At 40.9% G+C, this 23,986-nt stretch carries 21 protein-coding genes; 8 read left to right on the top strand and 13 right to left on the bottom strand.

Going from position 1 to position 23,986, the window contains the following annotated elements; all coding sequences use genetic code 11:
• Positions 1-301 precede the first annotated feature (301 nt).
• From Q4600_RS08705 to Q4600_RS08695, 3 genes are all read right to left on the bottom strand, one after another.
• A complete protein-coding gene (locus Q4600_RS08705) occupies positions 302-823 on the bottom strand; it encodes a TIGR04211 family SH3 domain-containing protein (protein WP_248955522.1) in 522 nt (173 codons plus the stop codon).
• A gap of 298 nt (positions 824-1,121) precedes the next feature.
• On the bottom strand, positions 1,122-2,390 hold the full coding sequence (locus Q4600_RS08700) for an inorganic phosphate transporter (RefSeq protein ID WP_102528229.1): 1,269 nt from the start codon (positions 2,388-2,390) through the stop codon (positions 1,122-1,124).
• 25 nt (positions 2,391-2,415) lie between these two features.
• Positions 2,416-3,099: a TIGR00153 family protein gene (locus Q4600_RS08695; protein ID WP_229371395.1), complete on the bottom strand. Its 684-nt coding sequence runs from the start codon at positions 3,097-3,099 to the stop codon at positions 2,416-2,418.
• Positions 3,100-3,323: 224 nt separating this feature from the next.
• Between Q4600_RS08695 and Q4600_RS08690 the strand changes: the two genes are divergently transcribed.
• The gene (locus Q4600_RS08690; protein ID WP_303515363.1) at positions 3,324-4,808 is read left to right on the top strand and encodes an inorganic triphosphatase; all 1,485 of its coding nucleotides are present in this window, start codon (positions 3,324-3,326) and stop codon (positions 4,806-4,808) included.
• 990 nt (positions 4,809-5,798) lie between these two features.
• Here the strand turns inward: Q4600_RS08690 and Q4600_RS08685 are convergent.
• From Q4600_RS08685 to Q4600_RS08650, 8 genes are all read right to left on the bottom strand, one after another.
• Positions 5,799-6,608, bottom strand: coding sequence for an ion transporter (locus Q4600_RS08685; RefSeq protein ID WP_102528232.1), 810 nt, complete (start codon positions 6,606-6,608; stop codon positions 5,799-5,801).
• 153 nt (positions 6,609-6,761) lie between these two features.
• Positions 6,762-7,085: a hypothetical protein gene (locus tag Q4600_RS08680; protein WP_102528233.1), complete on the bottom strand. Its 324-nt coding sequence runs from the start codon at positions 7,083-7,085 to the stop codon at positions 6,762-6,764.
• 29 nt (positions 7,086-7,114) lie between these two features.
• On the bottom strand, positions 7,115-7,771 hold the full coding sequence (locus Q4600_RS08675; protein WP_102528234.1) for a hypothetical protein: 657 nt from the start codon (positions 7,769-7,771) through the stop codon (positions 7,115-7,117).
• A gap of 7 nt (positions 7,772-7,778) precedes the next feature.
• On the bottom strand, positions 7,779-8,468 hold the full coding sequence (locus Q4600_RS08670) for a PspA/IM30 family protein (protein WP_102528235.1): 690 nt from the start codon (positions 8,466-8,468) through the stop codon (positions 7,779-7,781).
• Between the two features lie 11 nt (positions 8,469-8,479).
• Positions 8,480-8,893: a YjfI family protein gene (locus tag Q4600_RS08665; protein WP_102528236.1), complete on the bottom strand. Its 414-nt coding sequence runs from the start codon at positions 8,891-8,893 to the stop codon at positions 8,480-8,482.
• A gap of 80 nt (positions 8,894-8,973) precedes the next feature.
• A complete protein-coding gene (locus Q4600_RS08660; protein ID WP_102528237.1) occupies positions 8,974-10,722 on the bottom strand; it encodes a polyamine aminopropyltransferase in 1,749 nt (582 codons plus the stop codon).
• Between the two features lie 4 nt (positions 10,723-10,726).
• Positions 10,727-11,626 (bottom strand): DUF350 domain-containing protein, encoded by a 900-nt coding sequence (locus Q4600_RS08655; RefSeq protein WP_303515357.1) that lies wholly within the window; start codon positions 11,624-11,626, stop codon positions 10,727-10,729.
• A gap of 9 nt (positions 11,627-11,635) precedes the next feature.
• Positions 11,636-12,604, bottom strand: a complete 969-nt coding sequence (locus Q4600_RS08650) for a hypothetical protein (protein ID WP_102528239.1) — start codon at positions 12,602-12,604, stop codon at positions 11,636-11,638.
• Positions 12,605-12,844: 240 nt separating this feature from the next.
• Here Q4600_RS08650 and glnE point away from each other — a divergent pair, with 240 nt between their 5' ends.
• The 3 genes from glnE to Q4600_RS08635 all read left to right on the top strand — a co-directional run bounded on the left by glnE (position 12,845) and on the right by Q4600_RS08635 (position 17,471).
• The gene (glnE, locus tag Q4600_RS08645; protein WP_303515693.1) at positions 12,845-15,712 is read left to right on the top strand and encodes a bifunctional [glutamate--ammonia ligase]-adenylyl-L-tyrosine phosphorylase/[glutamate--ammonia-ligase] adenylyltransferase; all 2,868 of its coding nucleotides are present in this window, start codon (positions 12,845-12,847) and stop codon (positions 15,710-15,712) included.
• Positions 15,713-16,026: 314 nt separating this feature from the next.
• Positions 16,027-16,995, top strand: coding sequence for a sensor domain-containing diguanylate cyclase (locus Q4600_RS08640; protein WP_303515354.1), 969 nt, complete (start codon positions 16,027-16,029; stop codon positions 16,993-16,995).
• A 194-nt stretch (positions 16,996-17,189) separates the two neighbouring features.
• Entirely contained in the window at positions 17,190-17,471 is a 282-nt protein-coding gene (locus Q4600_RS08635; RefSeq protein ID WP_102528242.1) for a DUF3081 family protein, read from the top strand.
• Positions 17,472-17,660: 189 nt separating this feature from the next.
• Here the strand turns inward: Q4600_RS08635 and zapE are convergent, their stop codons facing one another.
• Positions 17,661-18,869: a cell division protein ZapE gene (gene zapE / locus Q4600_RS08630; RefSeq protein WP_303524382.1), complete on the bottom strand. Its 1,209-nt coding sequence runs from the start codon at positions 18,867-18,869 to the stop codon at positions 17,661-17,663.
• Between the two features lie 88 nt (positions 18,870-18,957).
• Positions 18,958-19,578 carry a response regulator transcription factor gene (locus Q4600_RS08625; protein WP_102528244.1) on the bottom strand — a complete coding sequence of 207 codons (621 nt, stop codon included), beginning with the start codon at positions 19,576-19,578 and terminating at the stop codon, positions 18,958-18,960.
• A gap of 229 nt (positions 19,579-19,807) precedes the next feature.
• Here Q4600_RS08625 and Q4600_RS08620 point away from each other — a divergent pair, with 229 nt between their 5' ends.
• From Q4600_RS08620 to Q4600_RS08605, 4 genes are all read left to right on the top strand, one after another.
• Positions 19,808-21,127: a polymer-forming cytoskeletal protein gene (locus Q4600_RS08620; protein WP_303515348.1), complete on the top strand. Its 1,320-nt coding sequence runs from the start codon at positions 19,808-19,810 to the stop codon at positions 21,125-21,127.
• A gap of 479 nt (positions 21,128-21,606) precedes the next feature.
• The gene (locus tag Q4600_RS08615) at positions 21,607-21,945 is read left to right on the top strand and encodes a P-II family nitrogen regulator (RefSeq protein WP_102528246.1); all 339 of its coding nucleotides are present in this window, start codon (positions 21,607-21,609) and stop codon (positions 21,943-21,945) included.
• Between the two features lie 10 nt (positions 21,946-21,955).
• On the top strand, positions 21,956-23,206 hold the full coding sequence (locus Q4600_RS08610; protein ID WP_229369187.1) for an ammonium transporter: 1,251 nt from the start codon (positions 21,956-21,958) through the stop codon (positions 23,204-23,206).
• 98 nt (positions 23,207-23,304) lie between these two features.
• Positions 23,305-23,685: a hypothetical protein gene (locus tag Q4600_RS08605; protein WP_241906419.1), complete on the top strand. Its 381-nt coding sequence runs from the start codon at positions 23,305-23,307 to the stop codon at positions 23,683-23,685.
• Positions 23,686-23,986 lie beyond the last annotated feature (301 nt).

Here is a 23,986-nt window from a genome sequence, read left to right as displayed (position 1 = left end):
GCTTCTGAGCGAACTTTTACAAAATACACTAGGTTTCGTTTTGTAAAATTAACATTTGCGTATAAAAAATGTTGTGTGAGCGGGATTAATAAGCAAGTTGTGAGGCAAAGCTAGTGGCTCGCAAACACGTTGGTTTAATTTAGCTTCAGATTACAGTTGTTTTTGATGCGCGTGTAAGGGGCAATTGAATACTGACAAGGTGAATAAAGGGCATTAGAAAACAGGTTTGATCTTGTATTGGAATCAACAAAAAAGCCAATGCAGAGCATTGGCTTTATAGCGTGCACTTAAATAGCTGAAGTTACATCCAGCGACTTTTCTGTTTACGCTGTGGTCTTGGTAAATAAACCAAAATAATGCCAATTAATGCGCCTAAACCTGCAATCAATGCGCCTTGTTGCCACATTTTAGATTGAGCATTATCTTTAATCGATTGCAGCTGCTGGTTAGCTGTATCACGTTCATTAGTGACTTTTGTTAACTCTGATTGCAACGAAGCAATTTGGTTGTTCGAAGACGTTAGCTGTTGTGCAACAGATTCTGAACTTTGATCTAATTGCGCTAAGGTTGATTTTGTTTGCGCTAATTCAGCTTCAATAATCGGTAAGCGAGTTCGCAAGCTTGAACCTGTTTCAATCAAGTCTGACTTTACCCAGCCTTCACGATCTTTATGATCACGAACTTTACTGTAATCGTTTTGCGTCTCGTTTAATAAGGTAATTGTCTGGCCAGCTTCAATACTGCCTAATATACGATACTGAGTACCTGGACCACCGTGGATGTAAATAAACACATCGTCAGTAATGTAATGCGTCTGAGCCATTAAACCTTTTGAGAGCAGTAGCAGGGCTACTAATGTAAGCATTCTGAACACGTTATTTTTCCATACCATTAGAACTATCCGTCATGCTATTTATTTAGTGACTTGATTGCAAGGAAGAACGTCAAAGACTTATTTAAATAAGCGGTATTACTGATGTAAATGTGCATTATTAGTCAAAAACGCTGCAATCATTGCTTTTATTGCACGGTTTATTAGGCATTTTAACACTCAAAAAAGAGCCACAAAAAAGCCGGACATTTTCATGACCGGCCTTTTAAGCAATATAGCAATCGCTATCTTAGCTAAATACACCCTTAATGGTGAAGAAGAACAAGATAGATAATGCGGCACCTGCAGGGAGAGTAACTACCCAAGAGATGACGATATTACGGACTACACCGATATTAATTGCAGCAATACCACGTGCCATTCCCACACCCAATACAGCACCAACAAGTGTCTGTGTTGTAGAGATAGGAAGACCAGTACCAGATGCAATGACAACCGTTGAAGCAGCTGCTAATTCTGCAGCAAAACCACGACTTGGCGTTAGGTGAGTAATGTTTTTACCAATGGTTTGCATAACGCGCTTACCAAAGATAGCTAGACCCATTACGATACCAACAGCACCTAAAGGTAGAATCCACCAAGCTAATGCTGCTTTAGACTCAATTTCACCGCCACTGTTAACAACAGAAACAACTGCCGCTAATGGGCCAATTGCGTTAGCAACATCGTTTGAACCATGGGCAAATGCCATACAACAAGCGGTAACAACCATTAAGATAGCGAATACTTTCTCTACGTTTGCATACTCAGCTTGACGGTTAACATTGGTTGGCATGTTTAAGCGACCAATAGCCACTCTACCGAAGATCCCTACACCGATAGCAACAGCAAGTGCTAAACCGTATGCTTCAACGGTAGAGAAGTGTAAACCAACGTGCTTAAGTCCTTTTGTGATAGTCACAAGCGACATAATAAAGCCCGCAAGTCCCATGTAAAAAGGCACGAAACGTTTTGCGTTCGCGAGTGGGTCATCGGTGTTGAAAATTAACTTTTGAACACTTTGGAACAGCATGAAAGCAATGAAACCGGATATTGCAGGTGTTACCACCCATGAGCCGATAATGCCAACAACTTTACCCCATTCAACCGCTTCAGTACCAACACCTACAGCAGCAAAACCAACAATGGCGCCAATGATAGAGTGAGTTGTTGATACAGGCCAGCCTAATGCTGACGCCGCGATTAACCATAAACCTGCCGCTAATAAAGAGCCGATCATGCCGTATACCAGTAATTCAGGCGATTCAACGAAGAAACTTGCGTCAATAATACCTTTACGAATAGTACTGGTAACTTCACCACCTGCTAAATAAGCACCGGCAAATTCGAAGATCATTGCAATAATAATTGCTTGTTTGATTGTGATGGCGTTGGAACCTACTGAGGTACCCATAGCATTGGCAACGTCATTTGCGCCAATACCCCATGCCATCAAAAATCCAAATACAGCCGCAATACCAATTAGCATTGGGCCATTGGTGACTAATACATCAACCATGTTGTTTCCTTGATAACCTTGTTAGTTATGAACTGCGAGCTAACATTAGCTCTAGGCGAGAGCCTACACGCTCAGCTAAATCAGCCAAGCCTCCAACCCATTCGATGATTTTGTACATGAACATGACATCGACAGGATTCAAATCTGCTTCCAAGCTTAGTAGTAAACGACGTACTTGGATCTGCAAATCATCAGAATCAGCTTCAATCAGATCTAATTCATTGATCATCTTAGCGACTAATTCGACTTCACGACCACGGAAACCTGTTTCTAGAAGGTCATCGAGTTCGTTAATTGCTTGCTTAGCAAGAGAGACAGCATCTAAACAACGTTTGAGGTAAGCGTTAAACGGTGCTTGAACTGGTTGAGGGAACACTAATTGGCGACCAATAATTCGGCCTGAGATGTCTTTAGCTTTGTTGGCGATTTTGTCTTGTTGAGTTAATAACTCAAGCAAGTCAGTACGCTCAACAGGCATGAACAACCCACTAGGAAGGGTAAGACGAATTTCACGCTTCAGCGCGTCAGCGTCATTTTCTAATAAGCTAATTTGCTTACGTACATTTACAGCTTCATCCCAATCACCCGAAGTCGTTGCTTCAAAGAAGGGTACGAGTAAAGATGCACATTCGTGAACTTTATCTATATGCTGTTCTAATGGTTTAAGGGGTGATTTTGCAAACACACCTAAAATAGAGTTTACTGGCATTGCGGTTAACCTATTTAATGATTCCAAAGTTGGAAAAACGGGCGCATGTTACCTCAAGCGTCCGCATATTGAAACTGTGTTTTTAATTTAATCTACAGTTATTAGCGCTCAGTATATAGAACTGAGTTGCGCAATCCTAAGGGATTTTTATTACAGAAATGTGACATTGTGAACTTAACATGACACATTTATGAAGATTTAATGACAAGGTGAGTAGAAAGTCAATGGACGCTGAGATAGAACTGAAGCTGTTTATGCAGTCGCAATACCATGATTTACTAGTTAAATTACTCAATGGAATGAGCGAATCCACACCACAAAATACCCGTGAATTATCCAATAAATATTTCGATACAGCAGCATTACAACTTCGTCGTTGGAAGATGGGATTGCGGGTAAGAAGTAGTGAAAACTTTACAGAGCAAACCATTAAAACTGCAGGCTCAGTTATTGGTGGTATTCATACACGACCTGAATACAATGTCCCTATTGAACAAAAAATACCCTCTCTTAATTTGTTTCCTAAAGACATCTGGCCAAATGAAGCGGATATCGACGGATTACAACAAGACCTACATTGTGTTTTTGAGACCAATTTTACCCGCCAAGCTTGGCATATTTATATCGAAGGTAGCTTAGTTGAAGTGGCATTTGATGTCGGTGAGGTGCTTGCTAACGGTGAATCAGAGCCTATTTGTGAAATTGAGTTTGAATTATTAGCAGGTGAAGCCTCGGCTTTATTACATCTTGCTATAGAGGTTGCGCGCACTATTCCGGTTCGACTAGGTAAAGCCAGCAAGGCGCAGCGTGGTTATCAATTATCTGGGCACCAACATTCAGCTCCGCTAGAGAAGATAGATTACATTTGTCTGCCAACAGACAAGAGCTTGCCAAAAACCTTAGAAGTATTACTGGAAACAGGTATCGAGCGTTGGCAAATCATTGAGTCCTTATTGATTGAAACCCGAGATATTCCTCATCAAGCTAAACTTTGGATGCAGCTCAGGGCATGTGTCAGATTATTAAGGCTGACCTTGAGTCAATTTGGGTTACTTAACAAGCAAGTTTTGCAATATTTTGAATTAATAGAACAGCAAATGCAGTTCATTGAGCCATTGCAAAGTTTAAGTCTTATTTTAGATGAACAAAAAAAGCTACTTGGTAAACGCGCTGATAAAACCGTGATCACCGAACTCGTGATGACAAAAGTCACTGAGTTGGTTTCAAGCCATAAACTGGCTCACCTTTGGCAAGTGCCAGAGTATGGACAACTGCAATTATCATTAGTCGATTTATTATTAAAAACCACTAACGGTAGCCATCAGATGGTGGATTACCCTGAACTTGGCTTATTCGCTAATCATTTACAGCAGGACTCTTGGCAAAAAATTGTTAATTTAATGCCGGTAACAGCTGCAATGGACAGTTTGGATTATCAAAAGGTTGCCCAGAGATTAGACGAAAGTATTTTGGTTGGCTTTGCTTATGGTGAGTTATATCAAGCTGAAGATAGAGAAGCCTTTCGCGCCCCTTGGCAAGACCTGGCGTTAGGGATCCAAACATTAGGCAGTTATCAATTATTATCTGAAATCACCCAAGACAGTGATGTGGATATTGCGAGCTGGTTAGAAGCTAAAGAGCAAAGCTTACTTTTTGCGATGGAGCACTCTAGAAAAAGTGCTCTTGGTAATCAACCTTACTGGAAATGATAAACTCCTAGCAACTCGTACCTAACAACTCGTACCTAACAACTCGTACCTAACAACTCGTACCTAACAACTTGTATCTAACCACTGGTATATACCAAGAGTCAGTGCTAGATAGCTCATTTTAGCCATCGCTTAAAATGTAAAAACCTATCAAATGATAGGTTTTTATTGGTTATGTACGGCCATAACAATGTTTGATAAAAATTTAAGGTGCTATGAATGATAAATATGCAATAGTTTGATAATTTATCTAAGAATGAAAGGCACTTCCTTATAATAAAGTTTAATCATTTTTAAACTCACTTTTGGAAAGAAACGAGTTACCCGTTTATGTTTTGTACTTCATCTATATTGGCTAAATTACTTAAGACCATCACTTCAATCTAATTCATTGCCTGCCGCAGGCTATCGTGCAAGCACGACTATGACACGCAGCAAGTTCATCCCTGAAAGCTCGGCCATGACGTCCATGTCATGGACGGTCACAGCCGTGCTTACACCGGAATTTTCATCTCTTCGATTTGACTGTATTCGTGACAATTTAAAGAGCTAAAAAGCTCAAGTTGTATAGGTGTTTCGATCTTCTAAGAATGCACAATTTGAATTGAGGCAAGTAAGAAAATCGCGTGAGTCCAGACAAGGATGTCTGGCTAGCTTTCGAGGGGAAGGGACGCCTCATCGTGAGCGTTAGTGATTTTGTAGCTTGCCGAAGCGGACTCAAAATGAAGTTTAAAGCTGGATCATTCTCCGTTGGAAATTTTGCTGTTTACATTTCGCCGGAGCTGCGGGGCCTAATTCTTTAATAAAGAGTATAGAGGGAGTCGCAGTTCACTCCCTTTTAGTCTGGTGTGGGCGAAGCGCCACGACCTTGATTTAGATTTTGATTCGATTCAAATCTAGAAATCATCAAACTATATTATAAATGCTCAGACTTTATTATGATTTATCAAACATTAATATGAAAGCACAGGTTAATTTACTCTGCGCCGACTATTTATTATTGATCTCTTTACGCAAGCGGGTAATTTCTTCCAGCATCTGCTGTTGGTTCTTTTCCATTTGAGCTTGATTCTGCTCCATTCTGGAAATCGCTTTTTCAAGCTCAAATTTAATCTCATTTTTATTGGTTTCATTGCGTTCATTTTCATCTGGCGCAACAAATACTGACGCCATATAGCCTGAGATAACACCAAAAAAGCTCACGCCACTCATAATAACAATTGCCCCAACAACGTGGCCGACACTGCTCACAGGGTAATAGTCACCGTACCCTACAGTTGAAATGGTCACGAGTGTCCACCAAATTGCTTGTTCAGCGGTTTCAATATTGGCACCTTCAACACCCGCCTCAACTAATAAAATCACGATAGAAGCGGTGGTTAAGATAAACACCATTGCTAGTAATAGGCTGGCTAATGTGGTTTGTTTACGTTGTTTTAGTAACGGTACGATGAGTGCGCGGCTAACTCTAATAAGCCTAATGACTCGAAGAATTTGGAATACACGGGCGATACGCAGGGCTTCAATGGCAGGAATACTGGCAACAAAGTCGATCCAATGATGGCGTAGATAGAATTTTTTATTGCTGGCTTTGATTAGGCCATAGAAGAATCGCGACATGAATATCATACAAATACTGAGATCGATAAACAGTAATAGCTGTCTTGTCTCAGGGTCGACATGACTGAATGTCAGGACTAATACCACGACGACAGAAAACAGTGATAACACCATCATGGCTAAATCAAATGGACTAGGACCATTTAAGGCTTTCAGTGACCAGCGTTTTTTTTCACTCATGTTAAAAATCCGTTTATACAATAAATCTTTGCAATGATGCTAACAATGTAACTGTGGCGAGACAATCTCAAGGCATAAAAAAACACGCTCAAAGGCGTGTTTTATGTTCGATAAATATCATTACGGTATTAACCGTAATCAGTGGCTAACAAATTACACATCAACAAATTGGACTAAATCATCAAGCACGCGCTTTTTAATTTCAAGCTGTGCGTCTGATGCTAATCCATACCGTTGGGCCAGGATGACATAATCATCTTGGCTTAATGACACGGTCAATCTTGGTCGTTTAGGACGTTTTGTCACTTCTAAACCTAAGATAGAGCGAATTTGATCTGAAGGGCTAACACCTGCATCAAGCGCAGCTTTACGAATTAAGTATTGAAACTTTTCATCGAGGTCAAAAGCTACTTGAGTTGCTTTTGCTGCTTGCTGATTTTTAATCCATGTATCTGGTAATGATTTACCTTTACTCATGTCAGGTGTTACTCCTTAAATTGCGAAGATTAACTTGCTGGCCAAAACTCGCGAATGTCAGTCACTGGACGATACAAGGTTAACATTACATCTGTATCGCCGCCTTCGTACACTTCAATATCGACGGCTTGAGAATCTTCATTATTAACCAATGAATAGCTTTCAAATGCATTACCACGGTGCTGACTGCTATCATCTTGAGGTGGTTTTTGACCTCGGTAATCTTCACGGTGGAAGTAACCAAAACAGCCAAACTCAACTTGATGATATGCGCTAGCAAGCCAACGTCCGTATTCGCTATCTAATTCATTGGACAATGAAAGGGTTTTCAGCTCAGCGTTACCTGGTTCTTCAAAAATTTGACCAAATTGGTCTAAATCAAATAGCTGTTCTACAACGGCTCGATTCACTTTGATTGAAAAACTTAAATACGCTTCATCTTCTTGATGATACGAGAGGTAAATGGCTGTGCCACTATGACCTCTAAGTAACCACTCACATTGCTGTGAGCGTTCATACTCATAGGTATGTACTTCTTCAACTTTAAGTTGCTGCCCACGTAACTGTTCAGGTAAAGCAAAACTATCATCAAGGGAGATCATATCTCCCTTGAGTAGCTTGTTTACATGATCAAGCTGACGTTTTGGGGCTTCTTTCTTGCCGAAAAGGCCACTTAGAAATCCCATAGCTTAATTAACCTTTTTTCGCTTTTAGGCGCTCTAATACAGCATTAGCATTAGATTTTTGCTCGCCAATACCTGCTTCAGCTAGTTTAGCGTGCAGCGACTTGTCACTGTTTTCTTCAGCTAAGGCTTCAGAAGCTTGTAGGCGGTCATCAAACGACTGTTGACGCGCTTTGATACGCTCTAAAGAATCTTTAGCATTCATTAGCTTCGAGTTACTTGAAGCAAATGAGTCAGTGATAGTCGCTGTGGCTTTTTGAACACTTTCAGTGGTCTTAACCATGCTTAGCTGACGTTGGTAATCAGTTAACTGACGTTCAGTTTTCTTCACTAAGTCTTTTAAACGTACTGCGTGAGCAGAGAAGCTTGTATTAGCTGACTCTTGGTCTGCAAGCTCTTGGTCAAGTTGAGCAATTTTCTCTGCGACTTCGATAGCTAAAGCTTCGTTGTCTTTTTCAAGCGCTTGAGTGGCATAACCTTCATGCTCAGTAATGCTGCGCTTTAGGCGGTCAACTTCACGGCTGGCTTGCATTTCTTTGGCCATCACATCAGTTAATTCACGCTTCGCTTTGGTTAGATGCTTTTCAGCGTCACGAATTTCTTGTTCAAAAATACGGGTAGAATTTGCGTCGACAATATTTTGACCGACTTCATTAGCACCACCGCGAAATGCCGTTAAAATTTTATTTAAAATGCCCATGATATGGCTCCTTACTTCAAAAATTCGACAAGTTCGTCGATGACTTCTAAACAGTTATCAGACAATACTGATAATTCTTGTTCAATCTCTTCCATGCTTGAGGTGACGGATAGTGCACCGTAAACCACATACTTATCATCAATTTTTGCAAACGATGAAAGTGGCATTGGAATATTAAGTTCCAGCATGGTTTCAAACATTTGAGTGCGAGTGTCTTCTTTGACTTCGCTCTCGTCCCATAAGTAACTGATACACAAAATTTGGTTGTCAGTTACCGATACGAATACGGGTAATTCTTCACGACCAGCAACGTTGACTTGTAATACTTCGACATCACCGTCAATTGGGAAACAATCAAACTTCAAACCGGTATGACTCTCGTCGCCGAGTTCTGTTAGGTGATTAGCAATCTTATGGATATTCATATTTGTCCTTGTTGACATATTATGTCTTAGGTTTCAAAGATAGCACTTAGACATATTATGTCAAGGCTATTTTTGGTAGATTAAAAAAGATTCATCCCTTGATTCTCAGACCATGACGCTAAGTGGTAATGATAAAGCTGTAATGATCCAATTGTATTAATCTTAATATTGTCTTTGTCATCATAAAAGTTACCGGGGAATTCAAAAGAAGCGTGGATTAACCCCGGCGTTAACCAATCTTCTTCGATGGGTAACTGTTCGTTATGAGCAAGGCGTGTTCTTGCATCGAGCCCAGAACGCGTTGCTATGGTCCAGCCCCACTCACCAAAACTAGGCACATTATGATGATATTGCTCAACCGTAAAACCGGCTGATTCGATAGTGTTACCTACCGAGATAAATGCTTGTTGGGCATGATAAGGCGAGGTCGACTGTACCGTCATAGCACCATCAGCACTTAATAATTCTGCCAGTTTGCGGTAAAACAAATCAGAATATAATTTATTTAAATCGGGATGGCTTGGATCAGGCAAATCGATAATGATCGAATCAAACTTTTGATTATCACTAATCAGTTTATCTACGCCATTAAAGGCATCATCGTAGATAAGTGTCACTCGAGGATCGTTTAGCGCATCACCATTTAATGCCAACATGGCATTGCTTACATGCTCTGGCATGTTGTCTTGTGGCTGCTTAAATAAATCTACTAACTTTTCATCAAGATCCATTAACGTGACTGATTTCGGCTGCCACTTTAATACCTGTTTGAGCCCTAGACCGTCACCGCCACCAATAATCAGTACATTGTCCTGTCTCGCACTTGCTGCCAGAGTAGGGTGGACTAAAAAGCTGTGATAGATGTGCTCGTCGATACTTGAGAACTGTAATCTGCCGTTAATATAGAGCGAGTAAACAGGCGCTTGACCATTACCCCGCAATCTTTCAGTAAAAGTTAATTGCTGAAAACGTGTGGCTTCTGCATACACAACTTTGTCTTTATACAGCAGGTTATTGAAGTTTTGTTCCCAACTTGGGCCATGCATTGCCAATAATACCAATACGCCACTGGCGATAAAGTGCCCTGTTAAGATCAACTTTGCCCAGCGGATCTGATCCCAAAAACGCCAGATAAACACAAAACCAGCTAATAAATTCACACTGGCAGTCAGTGCTGCTGCAAGTTGAATGTCCAGCGATAGCATGAACATAACCCAAATGGCTGCTCCGACACCAGCACCGACATAGTCAGCGCCGTATATGGTGCCCGCATTGTGCAGCAGATGTTCTTCTGAAAGCGATTGACGTACACGGGCAATCAGTGGGATTTCCATCCCGATCATCAAGCCCAGAATAACCCCCCAAACATAAGGTAAGTATTCACTTAAGTTTTGTAAGGTACCGATGAAGCCGCCGTCAGGAATATGATCAGGTGGTAGGCCCAGTGTATTGGCAATTATTAATGGCAGTTGTTGACCAAAGCCAATCACTGCAGCGGTGATTAAAATGGCCAATGAACCACAAAATGCCACTGTCAGTTCAAGTAAGGCAAAACCAGTAAAGGCGCAGCGAATTTTGCGAGCTGCAAAAGCACCAATACCCATCGACACAATCATAATACCAATCATGGTATAAATCGCGGCTTCAAGCGCGCCTAAAATACGGCCCGCATAGTGAGATAAGAGGTATTCGTAAATAAGACCGCAGCCAGCAAGGAGTGCCATAATGCCCAATAAAAGAGCATCATCGAACCAAGCTAAGCTGCGTTTAGAAGGACTGCTCTGCTTGTTGCTGCCCTCCTGGCCATTTTCAAGCAAAGTGTTATTCATCAAATTACGCCATTAATGCCGCAAGAATAAGGGCGATACTGACACTAATAGCAAGTTCTACGGCTGCAACACCGACGTTATGCTGTTTCTCTACTTCGTCAGTTAAGTTAATTTGCGCCAGTACTAGCTTTTTAACGACGGCCAATAATACTGATAGTGCAATTAACATGATAATAGAGAAGGTTAACCAACCAACAATATTCATAAAGTAAGCAGAAGGGTCATAAATGATGAAATGGCTTGCCGCATTAAAGGTAAATGCCATCGCAATCATATAACCACTGTGACGCACTGCAATAGCAACTTGGCCTTGTTCTAAGGCTTTTTGCATTGAATCACCTTGATTACGTTTCGCATATTGATGCTCACGGAATCGGGTTAAGATCACTAGCATTAGCTGTGAAATCAAAAACGCAGTGAAAATAGCAATAAAGGTATCAAGGGTGATGTCTTCAGCCCACATTAATACTGAGCGGATGATAATCGCAGTAGCAATTGCGGCAGCGGCATCAACAATAGCAATCGACATATTGCCATTAACGATTTGACTGTTTTTGTCCACTTCATTTAGCGCAACTTTATCATGTAAGAAACGGCCAAATTTAATCAATATTAAACCGAATACACCATAGAAGGTCATGCCTATAGCTTCCATTGCATAAGAGTTTGCAGCTTCACCAGTGATAGCACCAGTTAATACAATACCCAAGGCTAAAACCGCACCTGCTGTGCTAACACCAAAAGCGAAGTTATCGCGTTCGGCTAATTCTGCACGGCTATTGACTCGCACACTCCAGCCTTGTAGATAACGCATTAGCGCTAACAAAACTACCGCAATGGTAATGTCGATTGCTAAAATAATAGCCAGGTCTAGGGTGAGCCCGAAGTCAGTTAAAAATGTCATGATTATTCCTTATTTGCCTCGGCGTACACCGCGAGTTGTGCGGCTTGATGAATTACGGAAACTGCTGTCTTTAGAGTAGGTCGAACGGAACTTACTTGAACTTGCACTTCTGGTGCCCGTTGTACTGGCTTTTGGCGCTGAAGTACTTTGTCTTGATAAACTTGTAGAGCCTGTGCGAGATTTTGCGTACGGGCTATTAAACTGTTTACCTTGAGAGTTAAACGTTTTCTTGGTGTTCTCGTAGGTGCGATTTTGCGCACTAGCCTGCTTTGGCGATGTATAACGGTAACGGCCTACATCGTTGTAGTAGCTGTAACCACGGTTATTTGACCAACGGTCGTAACGTACTGGGTTCATCACATTTGAGAACATCGAGTACATGCCGTACCAGGCCCAAAATGACATGCCACTGGAGTTACTTTGCCAGCTACCATAAGACGGGTTACCGACAAGTTGACTACCTGCGCCAAAATCTTCACTGCCATTTGCCAGTGCTGCAGCTTCTCGGCTGATAGAATTAACTCGTGCAAGCTGCCCGCCAGATAAATCGGCTACAACATTGACTGGATCAGACAGCATATCGTTATACAGACTTGAATCAGCTGCTTGGTAAATATTCTGCGCTTCTTCTAACTGTTGATCTAAATCGATGAAGTTGGCTGAATCAGATAATTCACTGGTACGTCTTTGTAGGGACTGGAACATTGGCCCTGATGTTCCCGCATCTTTTGCGAGCTCATCTAATAAAGGGACTAAATCAGGTTTACTTTGCTTAAGTAAGTTAGCGTACTGATTGAGCAAGGTCGCATTACGCAATTCACCCGCATTGAGCATCGAGTTTAATTGCCCCAAACGTTGTTGAGACAATTGCTGATACTGAGCAATTTTTTCAGGTCTGTCGTCACCACAACCTGTTAATGTTAAGCACAATATTATCGTTGAAAATACTGCGAGGACACGGGGAAGCATGCCAGCCATGTTTTCTCCAAATGGTAAGAAATTCATCTATAAATATAATAACAAACCGCATAAATATGTGCTCAATTACGACCAAATATTTATACGGTTAGGTATAACTAGTATACAGGTTATAGTAATCTTAATGGCATATTCAATTAAGACTTACATTAAACTTTTGTTATGAATGGTATAGCACATTTCGACATAATATGTCGATTGGAAAGTGTAACGCCGTATGTAAATTGCTGAAGGGATCGAATAATAATGCAAAACCAAAGTAACAATGCCTTATCTGCCGAATTATCTAACATTGCAGAACGTTACTGGTTAAGACTGTCTGATGAATGGCCTGAGGTTGCAGACAAACTTAATCAAACCCAGCAGCAAGAGTTAAGGACTGTTTTTGGGTTAAGTGATTATATTGCCGAGCAACTTTGTCGTAACCCTCACTGGATTGAAAGTTTATTCAATGGCTTAGTTGAAGACGTCGACAGACAGACTTTTTCTGCAGAACTTGACGCTAAACTTGAAGTACTGACTTCAGAGGAGGCGGTCAAATCAGCACTGCGTCAATATCGAAACCTGCAGATGGTGCGCTTAGCGTGGCGCGATTTTAAAAATTATTCCGATGTTGAATCCTCGTTATTAGATTTATCTGCACTTGCTGAAGCTTTAGTTATTGCCGCACGGGATTGGCTTTATAAAGAAATGTGCCAGCAATTAGGCACGCCTAGCGATGAAGAAGGTAACCCACAACCTTTGCTTATTCTCGGGATGGGTAAGCTCGGTGGCCGTGAACTGAATTTTTCCTCTGATATCGATTTAATCTTTACCTTCCCAGAGCACGGCGAAACCATTGGCGGCCGACGCGCTCAAGCCAATCAACAATTTTTTATCAGAATGGGGCAGCGATTAGTTAACTTATTGGATCAAGTTACGGTTGATGGTTTTGTGTTTCGTGTTGATATGCGTTTGCGTCCTTATGGTGAAAGCGGGCCATTGGTTGTGAGCTTCAGTGGTCTTGAAGATTACTATCAAGAGCAAGGACGAGACTGGGAGCGTTACGCCATGGTGAAAGCGCGAGTGCTTGGCCCTTGGACACAATACAGTGACGATTTACATGATTTGTTAAGGCCTTTTGTTTACCGAAGATACATCGATTTCTCAGCAATCGATTCATTAAGAAAAATGAAACAGTTAATTGCCCAAGAAGTTCGCCGACGTCAATTGACCGATAACATTAAACTGGGCGCAGGCGGTATTCGAGAAGTTGAATTCGTAGTGCAAAGTTTTCAGCTTATTCGTGGTGGTAGGGAGCCGTCATTGCGCCAACAAAGTTTATTCGGTGCGATTGATACTTTATATAACTTAGGCCAACTTGAATATCTTGCGGTAGATGAGTTGAAGCACAGTTATATTCTGCTGCGGCGCGTCGAGAATTTACTTCAAGCCATTGATGACAAACAGACGCAAACCCTACCTGACAATAGTGTGGATTGGCAGCGGTTGTGTGTTGCGATGAAATGCGAGGATGAAACTGAATTAAGAGCCAAAGTGACCGATGCTATGGCGCGAATCCACGGCCATTTTAAAGAGACTGTTGGCGGTGAAGATGAACATGATCAAACTGAGCATTGGACCAGTCAATTATGGGTGATTGAAGATCCTGACAATGCAGCAGCGTTATTGGATGAGCATTTAGTGGATGATGCGAACTTTTGGCCTACATTAATTGAGTGGCGCTCCACCACCACAAAACGCTCTATTGGTCCTAGAGGACGCGAAACCCTTGAAAAACTCATGCCGAGGTTGTTGTCTGAATTGCTCGAACAACCTATTCCAAGTGTTGCATTAAAAGCAGTGTCTGGTGTGTTAGAGCAGATTTTAACTCGCACCACTTATCTTGAACTATTGTGTGAAAATCCTGGTGCTCGACAGCAGTTGATTAGCTTATGTTGCGCTAGCCCTTGGATTGCAGAAGAGTTAGCCAACTTTCCAATGTTGTTAGATGAGCTAATCGACCCATCGCAACTTTACGACACCACCTCTGTTGACGATTACACAAGTGAATTAAGACAGTATCTACTGCGTGTGCCAGAAGATGACATGGAAATGCAGATGGAAGCATTACGACAATTTAAGTTGTCTCAGCAGCTAAAAATAGCAGCTGCTGATGTGACAGGGGTTTTACCTGTGATGGAGGTGAGCGATCACCTAACCTTTTTGGCAGAAGCGATTATCGAACAAGTTGTGCTGCAAGCATGGCATCAAGTGTCGGCTCGACATGGAGTACCAGAAGGCACAAGTCCAGATAAAATGGGCTTTGCCATTATTGGTTATGGCAAGTTAGGCGGAATCGAACTCGGTTATGGTTCAGATTTAGATTTAGTATTCTTGCGTAATAGTCTCAACACCGGGGAAACCGATGGCAAGAGACCCATCGGTATTGGCCATTTCTATTTAAAGTTGGCACAACGCATTGTGCATTTGTTTGCCACGCGCACAACATCTGGCGAGCTGTATGAAGTCGATATGCGCCTAAGACCTTCAGGTGCATCCGGTTTATTAGTTACCGAAGTCGAGCAGTTTAAAGAATACTTGCAAACAGAAGCGTGGAATTGGGAGCATCAGGCGTTAGTTCGTTCTCGTTTTGTTTATGGTGATAATCAACTGGCAGCTCGCTTTAGTGAGATCAGAACTGAAGTATTGTCGCAGCCTCGAGAACTCACTGAACTGGCAAAGCTCGTCAGAGACATGCGTATTAAGATGCGTGACCATTTGCTAAAAGTCAGTAGTGATAAGTTTGATTTAAAGCAAAGTGTGGGCGGCATTGCTGATATTGAGTTCATGGCGCAATATTTGGTGCTTGCTAACGCTAATGAGCATAAAGAGTTAGCCATTTGGTCTGATAATGTACGCATTTTTCAAGTGCTAGCTGAGCTTGAAATTTTACCTATGATGACCGCACAACATCTGACGCAAACTTATTGTTGGTTACGAGATGAAAATCATCGACTGACTTTACAACAACAAAAGGGCCAAATAGATGCTGATGTTGCAGATAAAAACGTCTCTCAGGTTATTGACATTTATCAGCATATTTTAGGCTCTGAAGTTAACCCGTAGCAGTTTTGGTTATCAGTGATGGCTTTTAGTTAAATTTGCTATGGCTAATTAAAACTTTAATTAGCCATGATGCTTAGGAAAAATATAAGTATCACAAAAGTAAAAAGCGGCTGAAGCTGCTTAGTTAAGTACAATAAATAGAAGCTCGCTTCACTTTTAACCGATTAATTAGAATAATGGTTTAGATATTTAGCAGAGTGAACTTAAAGCTGCTACGCTGAATGTTATCTAGTAACTGATTGAATTGAAATTTAAATACGTTACTGCTAATAATAAAAACAACACCTTACTCTTCGACACTCTGGGCTGGAAACATGTTGACTGCACCGATACGCGACAATGAAGAAGCGCGCTTACAAACTCTGCGGAATCTAAATGTATTAGATACAGCAGCAGAAGAGCGCTTTGATCGTATTACTCGATTAGCTAAACGGTTATTTTCAGTCTCTATATGTTTAGTGAGCTTAGTTGATGAAAATCGTCAATGGTTTAAATCGTGTCAAGGCCTTGTTGCTACTGAAACCCCACGTGATATTTCATTTTGTGGTCATGCTATACATCATGATGGGCCATTTGTGATTAATGATGCCTCAGCTGATCCCCGATTTAGTGATAATCCTCTTGTTACACAAGCGCCGCATATTCGCTTTTATACCGGCCACCCCTTAACCATGCCTAACGGTATGCGAGTGGGTACTTTATGTATCATTGATGATAAACCTCGTGAGTTTGGCGAAGAAGATCAAGTCGCACTTAAAGATTTAGCTGAAATGGTTGTGTCAGAGTTAGTGTCTATTCAGCAAACAACCTTAGATGAATTGACCGGGATTTCTAATCGCCGTGGTTTTGAAGTCTTGGCAAACCAAGCCATGGCGACGTGGGATAGAAATAACGTAGGCAGTTGCTTAGTCTTTTTTGATTTGGACTTTTTTAAAGAAATTAATGATTCTCATGGCCATGATGCTGGAGATAGGGCACTAAAAAGCTTTGCAAATTTATTGACCCAAGAGTTCAGAGACTCTGATGTTATTGCTCGCTTTGGTGGTGATGAATTTTTGGTATTATTTTGCGAATGTAATGATGGTCATGTGACATTTGCACTAGAGCGCTTTAAGCGTGCACTTAAAGTGCATAATGCTACAAGTAATGAGCCATTTGAGCTTGCTTATAGTGTCGGGTTTGCTTCTCGAAAGGCGAAACAAGAACTTGATGTTATTCAGTATTTAGAACTAGCAGATAAAGAAATGTACCAAGTAAAAGCACTACATCACCACGAGCGCTGAAGCAAATTGATACATTATCTGGCCATTCCGTTGACGATTTTCCGAGCTTTATCACTGTTCTATTTTATCACTCGCCTAGACTAAATGAATGAATAAGTAAGTGATCTTTTTCAGCGCTAAATGCGTAAATCAAGTATTGCTTATTTAAAAGATTATCATCGTCGTAATTGCAGTATCTAGTCAGGAGTCTTTCCATGAAAAATGCCATAGATATTTATCAAGCACTGAAAGTGTTTAATAAAATCACTGAATTTGGTGAAAAGCAGGCAAGTGACGCTGGCTATAACTCTACCTATCACCTTTGTGGCTTGCACGCAGAAACGGGTTATGACGGCTATACCATTACCCTAAGTGATGGCCGAACTTCGCTTAATATTTACTTTCATAATAAATATCAATTTGACTACCCTGATAATGAAGCATTTGAAAACTTTATGCGCCGCTTTAGTGACGTGATGAAACATACCGTTCAATAAGATAAGGCTCCCATACATGGTACTTGGTACTTGGTGCTTGGTGCTTGGTACTTGGTGCTTGGTACTTGGTGCTTGGTGCTTGGTGCTTGGTGCTTGGTGCTTAATTAGTACTTGGCAGTTAGCATTAACTGATTCAGAGCTTGAATCCAGCCTTATAACTGATTGGTTTTTTACCAACATCTCAAAGTGTTAAATCCAGCGCTTCATTTCTATTAAACGACTGATGGTTCTTCTAAACTCAAAAGACAATGCACCACCAGTGTATAGCTCATTGATATTGAAGCAGGAGGAGACTGTCAGTGATACTTTTTGGTCATAAAACTCATCGACTAAACTAATAAACCGCCTTGCTGGATCATCATTGGTGGCGTAATTTAGCTGACGTTCACCTGTCTTTGTGCCAATAGCTGCATCTTCAGTGCCTCTGGCTTTAATCCAAGATCTAACTTCTCCACCTAGTTGCGGTATTTCATCAATTACGACATGTTCAAATTGACTGGCAATTTCTATGTAATCTAATTGAGAGCGAGGTCCGTCACATAGCGCAGCAAAGTTAAACCAAATAAGTTTATTTACTCGGGCTTTAAAAGGAATTGGACGATTACAAATGATGATGTTGTCATTGTTAATACAAACAGCTGCTTCATGGGGATAGTATTTCCCAGCTAATTGAATAAATTCTTGGTGCTCCATCGTAAGAGGCAAAGTAATTTGTTCTAACAGTGGTGCGGCAGGGGCTTGGTTAATACGGTGATCAATCAAGCCGTTAAGTTCTACCTGTTTAACTTGCTTAATTGATAGTTCAATAAAAGGTAAAAAACGCTCTCTTTGTAGCCCACCTTCATAAAGTCGATTAATTTCAATATTAGATGTAGCGACTAAAATGACGCCTTGATTAAATAAATGCTCGAATAGACGGCCGAGAATAATCGCATCACCAATATCTGAAACAAAGAACTCATCAAAGCAAATAACCTGATATTGGTCAGCGTATAGATGTGCAATATGAACTAGAGGGTCGTTAATTCCTTTACTGCTATTAAGTTGATGGTGAACAGCAGCCATAAACCGATAAAAGTGTAATCTGAGTTTACGCTCAGTGCTCAGATTATTGTAAAACAAATCCATCAAGAAGGTTTTGCCTCGGCCGACATCTCCCCACAGATACACACCTAACGGTGCGGCGTATTGGCTTTTGGAGGACTTAGTTGAAGGAGAGGTTATCGTTTGTTGATTATTAAGTTGCATGAACAACTGGTTTAGTGCCGTGAGCGCTTGCTCTTGAGCGGGATCATTAATCAGAACATCGTGGGTTGAGTCCCGAGAGCTTGATTTAGATTGCACTATTTTAGCGCGATATAACTGTAATAAATTGGTTGTCACGCTATTGCTACTCATTAGCCAAAAAGTCATTCCATATAGCAAAGTATATCAGCAATTAAATTAGCTTATAGCGGCATTTCATTTTCAATTATCGAAATAGTGTTTATACCTGAGTGAAAACATAAGACAGCTGGCCTCGGCTTGAAACATTGGTTTTTTTGAAAATATTCTGAATGTGCATTTTAACGGTATTGATTGAGATACTTAAATTGGCAGCAATTTGCTCGTTAGATAAGCCTTGGCACACTAACGACAACACTTGCTGTTCTTTTTTAGTGGTTAATGAAAGTAACTCTGTCTGGCGTTGGGTGATAGGTTGGCGCTTACGGGATTGAATATAGTGCGACATAGCATCATGGCTAAAATAGAGTTTATTGTTATCTATATTTTTTAATGCTTCGATGATTTCGATAATAGAAGCTGACACTGCCAAACCACCGTGAAAACCATTGGCGATTAGTAAGGTTTCAGTATCTGAGTTAAATGCAGTGCAAAAAGCAAGGTGTTTGCCTTCAGAGATAAGTTCTGCAGATAGATTTGGGATATGTTGCTTAGGATCATCAACAAAATGCAGAAGGATTTTTTTGTGCTGATCAGCTTGTTGCCAATGAAAGTCGAGAGGATCATGGCTGATAGTATTACATTTGAGTAGCTCAGTAATTTGACAGAGCTGTTTAGTCAGAGGCTCAGGAATATCGCCTAAGAATATATCCGATAAAATCATCTTACGTCCTTGTTGAATACAACCAACTATTGAAGTCCTTAACAATAGTTTGCTTATGTTAGCGAAGCGGATTATTACATATATTTTAGAAACACTGAAGTTATTAATGAATTAGCTAAATAAGCCTCGTTTTAAAGTGAATGACATGTAAATGCAATGTTATTTGTTGTTTTAATTTAGTTGGTTTACTATAAGTCGAAAATTTATAATAAAAAGGATACTGCTGGGTATGAATAACAAAGGAAACGGGGTGACTTTTATTGGTCCCGAAACTTCACTGGATGGGGAAATGACAGTAAAAGGGCCTGCTTTGATTGCTGGTCAAGTCAAAGGTGTTATTCGTTCAACAGACCAAGTTAAAATTGAAGTAGGTGGCGAAATTGACGGTGAGCTTTACTGTCAAGAATTACGAGTTTGTGGTGTGTTTAAAGGTTCTTTACACTGTAACAGTCTCGTCATCGTAAGCTCTGGTGTAGTTGAAGGTGATGTTTCAAGTCATAAAATGGAAATTTATGATGGTGGTCAATTCTTAGGTGCTAGAACTAAAGGCCCTGAGCAAGGCGTTTTACCTGAATTAGCGGCAGATGAACAACCTGTTGCTTCATATAACGCTCCATTTATCGAAGAGCCAGCATACGCCTCCCCAAAGGCTGAAGCGCCTATTGCAGAGGCGCCGATAGCACAGGCTGCAAAAGTGAGTAATGTTAACGTAATGGCTGAGCCGATTACGAATGTTGCTGTTGACGCTCCTCAAGTCAAAACTGAGATTAAACCAGAAGTTAAACCTGAACCAATTTCTGATATCAGAGACAACTTGCAAGCAGACATTCAAACGAATGAGCCTGTTTTAAAAGCAGAACCTAAAGCTGCTGCGCCGCAAGAGCAACGTACTGCTGCAACATCAGCACCAGTACAAAGCAATGATACTGAAGCTGCTTCAAAGCCAAAATCTAAACTTGAAATTAAGCCTCAGCCTAATCCTCAAGCGCAATTAGCAGCTAAAGCTGCGGCAGAAAAAGCGCAAGAGAAAAAGTCGGGTTCTACTAAGTTTGTTGTTGCTGGTGTTGTGTTAGCTGCTGCAGTAGGTGCAGTGGTTATGAAGCCTGAATTAGCAGAAGACTTAATGGCTCAATTCAATCAGCCTGCATCTCAAAATGAAGCATCTGTACCAGCAGTTAAAGATGTTGTCGTTGAAGAAGTTGTAGAAGCTGAAGACGTGTCAGAGCTTAATAATGTAGTTGATGCTGAAACCGCATTGGCTCAATTAGATGAAGCTGCACAATCTGAAGCCACGTTAGAGTTTGAAGCTGGCTTAGAAGAAGTAGCTGATGACCAGGAAGCATTATTAGCTGATTTAGGTACGAGCTTAGAGGCTGATATTGCAGCTGAAGCTGATGAAGTTATTGTGGCAGCTGAAGAAGCGACAGAAACTGATGCGGTAGATAAAACTCAAGTAGACAGCTTATTAGCTGATTTATTGGCTGAAGAACGTACAGAGTCAGTAGAGGCTGTTGATACTGTTGAAGACACTTCAACAGGTAATCTGTAACCTTTACAATCAGTCATTAGATTAACAGAATTAGATTGTTATATTTGACTGAAAAGAGTGAAATACCTAACTTAGGTATTTGATAAAAGGTCCTCAATTGAGGGCCTTTTTTTGTGCCATTGGGGCCGACTATATTTATACCGTCTCATCTTTTACCCACTTATATTTATTGCTTTATTATTCTATGGGTACTTTTATTAACACTTTTATTTGCCGCTAGTCATTCGCCTTATTCTGGCTTTTTAAACTCCCACTAAACTCGTCAATTTAACCAAGTTTAAGTAAATCCATCGCACTCAATTCTCTGCGCTAATCTTGTGCGCACTGAAATGGAGCTGCACTTTGTTGGTGCGTTTTTGTCGTTATAAATATTATTGTTTTTATCATATCCCTTTAAAAACAGAGGTTTATAAGTTTGGCCTAATGATTGAATTGTAATTGGAAACAAATATATAACAATCACACTTTTGGAGGTCGAGATGAAACTCGTCAGCGCTATCATCAAGCCATTTAAATTAGATGATGTCCGAGAAGCAATTGCTGGAATGGGCATTGAAGGAATGACTGTAACTGAAGTAAAAGGTTTTGGTCGTCAAAAAGGGCACACTGAACTTTATCGTGGCGCAGAATATCAAGTTGATTTTCTTCCTAAAGTGAAATTAGAAATTGCCACTAAAGCAGAAAATTTAGAAGTATTACTTGAAGCAATTACTACAGCTGCCCATACCGGCAAGATTGGTGATGGCAAAATTTTCGTAACTGATCTTGAACAGGCAGTCCGTATCCGTACGGGTGAGCTTGATAACGAAGCACTATAAGGGGGCTGAAATGGAAGAGTTAGCAGCGTTAGGAACGACAGTCACTGAGTTACGTTTCGCATTAGATACGTTTTACTTTCTAATCTCAGGTGCATTAGTTATGTGGATGGCAGCAGGTTTTGCCATGCTTGAAGCAGGTTTAGTTCGCTCAAAAAATACCACAGAAATTTTAACTAAAAACGTATGTTTATATTCAATTGCGTGTGTGATGTACCTGTTAGTCGGTTACAACATCATGTATGTCGATAATGTTGAAGCGGGTTGGTTGCCATCATTTGGTTCGCTAATTGGTTCACAAGCAGATGGTGCTGACCATGCGCTTGAGTCTGACTTCTTTTTCCAAGTGGTATTCGTAGCAACAGCTATGTCAATTGTCTCTGGCGCAGTTGCTGAACGTATGAAGCTTTGGTCTTTCCTACTTTTCTCTGTGGTACTGACAGCCGTTATTTACCCAATTGAAGGTTACTGGACTTGGGGTGGCGGTTTCTTATCTGCTGCAGGTTTCGTTGACTTCGCTGGTAGTGGTATTGTTCATATGGCGGGTGCAGCTGCAGCTATTGCCGGTGTATTACTACTAGGAGCGCGTAAAGGTAAATACGGTGCAAACGGTTCAGTAAACCCAATTCCTGGTTCGAACTTGCCAATGGCAACCTTAGGTATGTTTATTCTATGGATGGGCTGGTTTGGATTTAATGGTGGTTCTCAGTTATTGGTTTCTGATGCAGAAAATGCTTCAGCAGTCGCTAAAATCTTCGTTAACACTAACTCAGCAGCAGCATTTGGCGCAGTGTCAGCGTTAATTGTTTGTAAGATTGTTTGGGGTAAAGCAGATTTAACCATGATATTAAATGGTGCATTAGCAGGTCTTGTTGCTATTACTGCTGACCCATTATCACCATCATTATTGATGGCAGCTGTTACAGGTATTGTCGCTGGTGGTGTTGTTATCTTCTCGATTGTTGGTTTTGACCGTATCAAAATTGATGACCCAGTCGGTGCGATTTCTGTTCACGGTGTATGTGGTTTCTTAGGCTTAATGTTAGTTCCATTGTCAAATGCTGATGCAAACTTTGGTGCTCAGCTATACGGCGCAGCAGTTATCTTTGCTTGGGTATTCGCGGCTTCATTCGCAGTATGGTTTGTCCTTAAAGCGACTGTAGGTATCCGTGTAACCGAAGAAGAAGAGTATAACGGTATGGATGCATCAGATTGTGGTGTAGATGCCTACCCAGAGTTTGTTTCAATTAAATCAGCTAGTTAAGTTTTGATTTAAATTGGAGTGAGGTTAGAAAAGCAGAGCTATTTAGCTCTGCTTTTTTTGTTATACTGAAAATAAGATAAGCCTTAAAAGGTCACACTATGAACATACGAATTATGAACACGCGAATGAAGCTGGTCGTCATGATGAGTATCACTGCTATGCTATTGAGTGTGTCAGTTTCACCTGCTTATGCAGGTAAAGTCGTGGTGCGCAAAGCCTCTGAACCTTTTGATGCTTTTGCCGTTAGAGATCAAGTACAACAAGATCATCAATGGCAAGAAATGTTACGTATGCAGCAACAGATCCAAATTTTACAGGCCTTACCGGTTGGTTGTTTGCCAATTGCCGTGCCATATCGCTATTTCAGCTGCTCAGGCAATGCTTATCGTCCTTATTCTTATCAAGACCAAGAGCTATATATTCAAATTGATGAGCCAAGCTCGCAGCAAGTTCCACGAAAGCCGTCACAAAAACCTTAGCGAGCAACAAAGCTTAAGCACGAGGCTCAAAAAGCCTCTTATTATATTCTGAATAAAGCGGAATTTTTACCTCATTACATAACTGGCGAGGAGTTGGATAAACTCCGCTATTACTGACCAGAGCATCACTGACAGTGCCCTAAAAATAGCGCTAACGGTGTTAACTCATTGCATCGCTTATATCACTTGCACTGCTAACATCACATACAGTTGTGACTTGAATGGCTTACAGCTTACAGCTTACAGCTTACAGCTTACAGCTTACAGCTTACAGCTTACAGCTTACAGCTTACAGCTTACA

Source organism: Shewanella sp. 2_MG-2023 (assembly GCF_030548905.1).
Classification (GTDB): domain Bacteria; phylum Pseudomonadota; class Gammaproteobacteria; order Enterobacterales; family Shewanellaceae; genus Shewanella; species Shewanella electrodiphila.
Note: the sequence above shows the minus strand (reverse complement) of the source record. Positions and strands in the feature narration are given on the sequence as shown.

What these genes read in the sequence shown, in the direction of transcription:
- Q4600_RS08695 (WP_229371395.1), bottom strand. Translation starts at nt 3,099, where the DNA reads ATGCCAGTAAACTCTATTTTAGGTGTGTTTGCAAAATCACCCCTTAAA.
- Q4600_RS08655 (WP_303515357.1), bottom strand. Translation starts at nt 11,626, where the DNA reads ATGACATTTTTAACTGACTTCGGGCTCACCCTAGACCTGGCTATTATT.
- Q4600_RS08680 (WP_102528233.1), bottom strand. Translation starts at nt 7,085, where the DNA reads ATGAGTAAAGGTAAATCATTACCAGATACATGGATTAAAAATCAGCAA.
- Q4600_RS08620 (WP_303515348.1), top strand. Translation starts at nt 19,808, where the DNA reads ATGAATAACAAAGGAAACGGGGTGACTTTTATTGGTCCCGAAACTTCA.
- Q4600_RS08650 (WP_102528239.1), bottom strand. Translation starts at nt 12,604, where the DNA reads ATGGCTGGCATGCTTCCCCGTGTCCTCGCAGTATTTTCAACGATAATA.
- Q4600_RS08690 (WP_303515363.1), top strand. Translation starts at nt 3,324, where the DNA reads ATGGACGCTGAGATAGAACTGAAGCTGTTTATGCAGTCGCAATACCAT.
- Q4600_RS08665 (WP_102528236.1), bottom strand. Translation starts at nt 8,893, where the DNA reads ATGAATATCCATAAGATTGCTAATCACCTAACAGAACTCGGCGACGAG.
- Q4600_RS08660 (WP_102528237.1), bottom strand. Translation starts at nt 10,722, where the DNA reads ATGAATAACACTTTGCTTGAAAATGGCCAGGAGGGCAGCAACAAGCAG.
- Q4600_RS08670 (WP_102528235.1), bottom strand. Translation starts at nt 8,468, where the DNA reads ATGGGCATTTTAAATAAAATTTTAACGGCATTTCGCGGTGGTGCTAAT.
- Q4600_RS08635 (WP_102528242.1), top strand. Translation starts at nt 17,190, where the DNA reads ATGAAAAATGCCATAGATATTTATCAAGCACTGAAAGTGTTTAATAAA.
- zapE (WP_303524382.1), bottom strand. Translation starts at nt 18,869, where the DNA reads ATGAGTAGCAATAGCGTGACAACCAATTTATTACAGTTATATCGCGCT.
- Q4600_RS08610 (WP_229369187.1), top strand. Translation starts at nt 21,956, where the DNA reads ATGGAAGAGTTAGCAGCGTTAGGAACGACAGTCACTGAGTTACGTTTC.
- Q4600_RS08705 (WP_248955522.1), bottom strand. Translation starts at nt 823, where the DNA reads ATGGCTCAGACGCATTACATTACTGACGATGTGTTTATTTACATCCAC.
- Q4600_RS08615 (WP_102528246.1), top strand. Translation starts at nt 21,607, where the DNA reads ATGAAACTCGTCAGCGCTATCATCAAGCCATTTAAATTAGATGATGTC.
- Q4600_RS08675 (WP_102528234.1), bottom strand. Translation starts at nt 7,771, where the DNA reads ATGGGATTTCTAAGTGGCCTTTTCGGCAAGAAAGAAGCCCCAAAACGT.
- Q4600_RS08625 (WP_102528244.1), bottom strand. Translation starts at nt 19,578, where the DNA reads ATGATTTTATCGGATATATTCTTAGGCGATATTCCTGAGCCTCTGACT.
- Q4600_RS08640 (WP_303515354.1), top strand. Translation starts at nt 16,027, where the DNA reads ATGTTGACTGCACCGATACGCGACAATGAAGAAGCGCGCTTACAAACT.
- Q4600_RS08685 (WP_102528232.1), bottom strand. Translation starts at nt 6,608, where the DNA reads ATGAGTGAAAAAAAACGCTGGTCACTGAAAGCCTTAAATGGTCCTAGT.
- Q4600_RS08605 (WP_241906419.1), top strand. Translation starts at nt 23,305, where the DNA reads ATGAACATACGAATTATGAACACGCGAATGAAGCTGGTCGTCATGATG.
- Q4600_RS08700 (WP_102528229.1), bottom strand. Translation starts at nt 2,390, where the DNA reads ATGGTTGATGTATTAGTCACCAATGGCCCAATGCTAATTGGTATTGCG.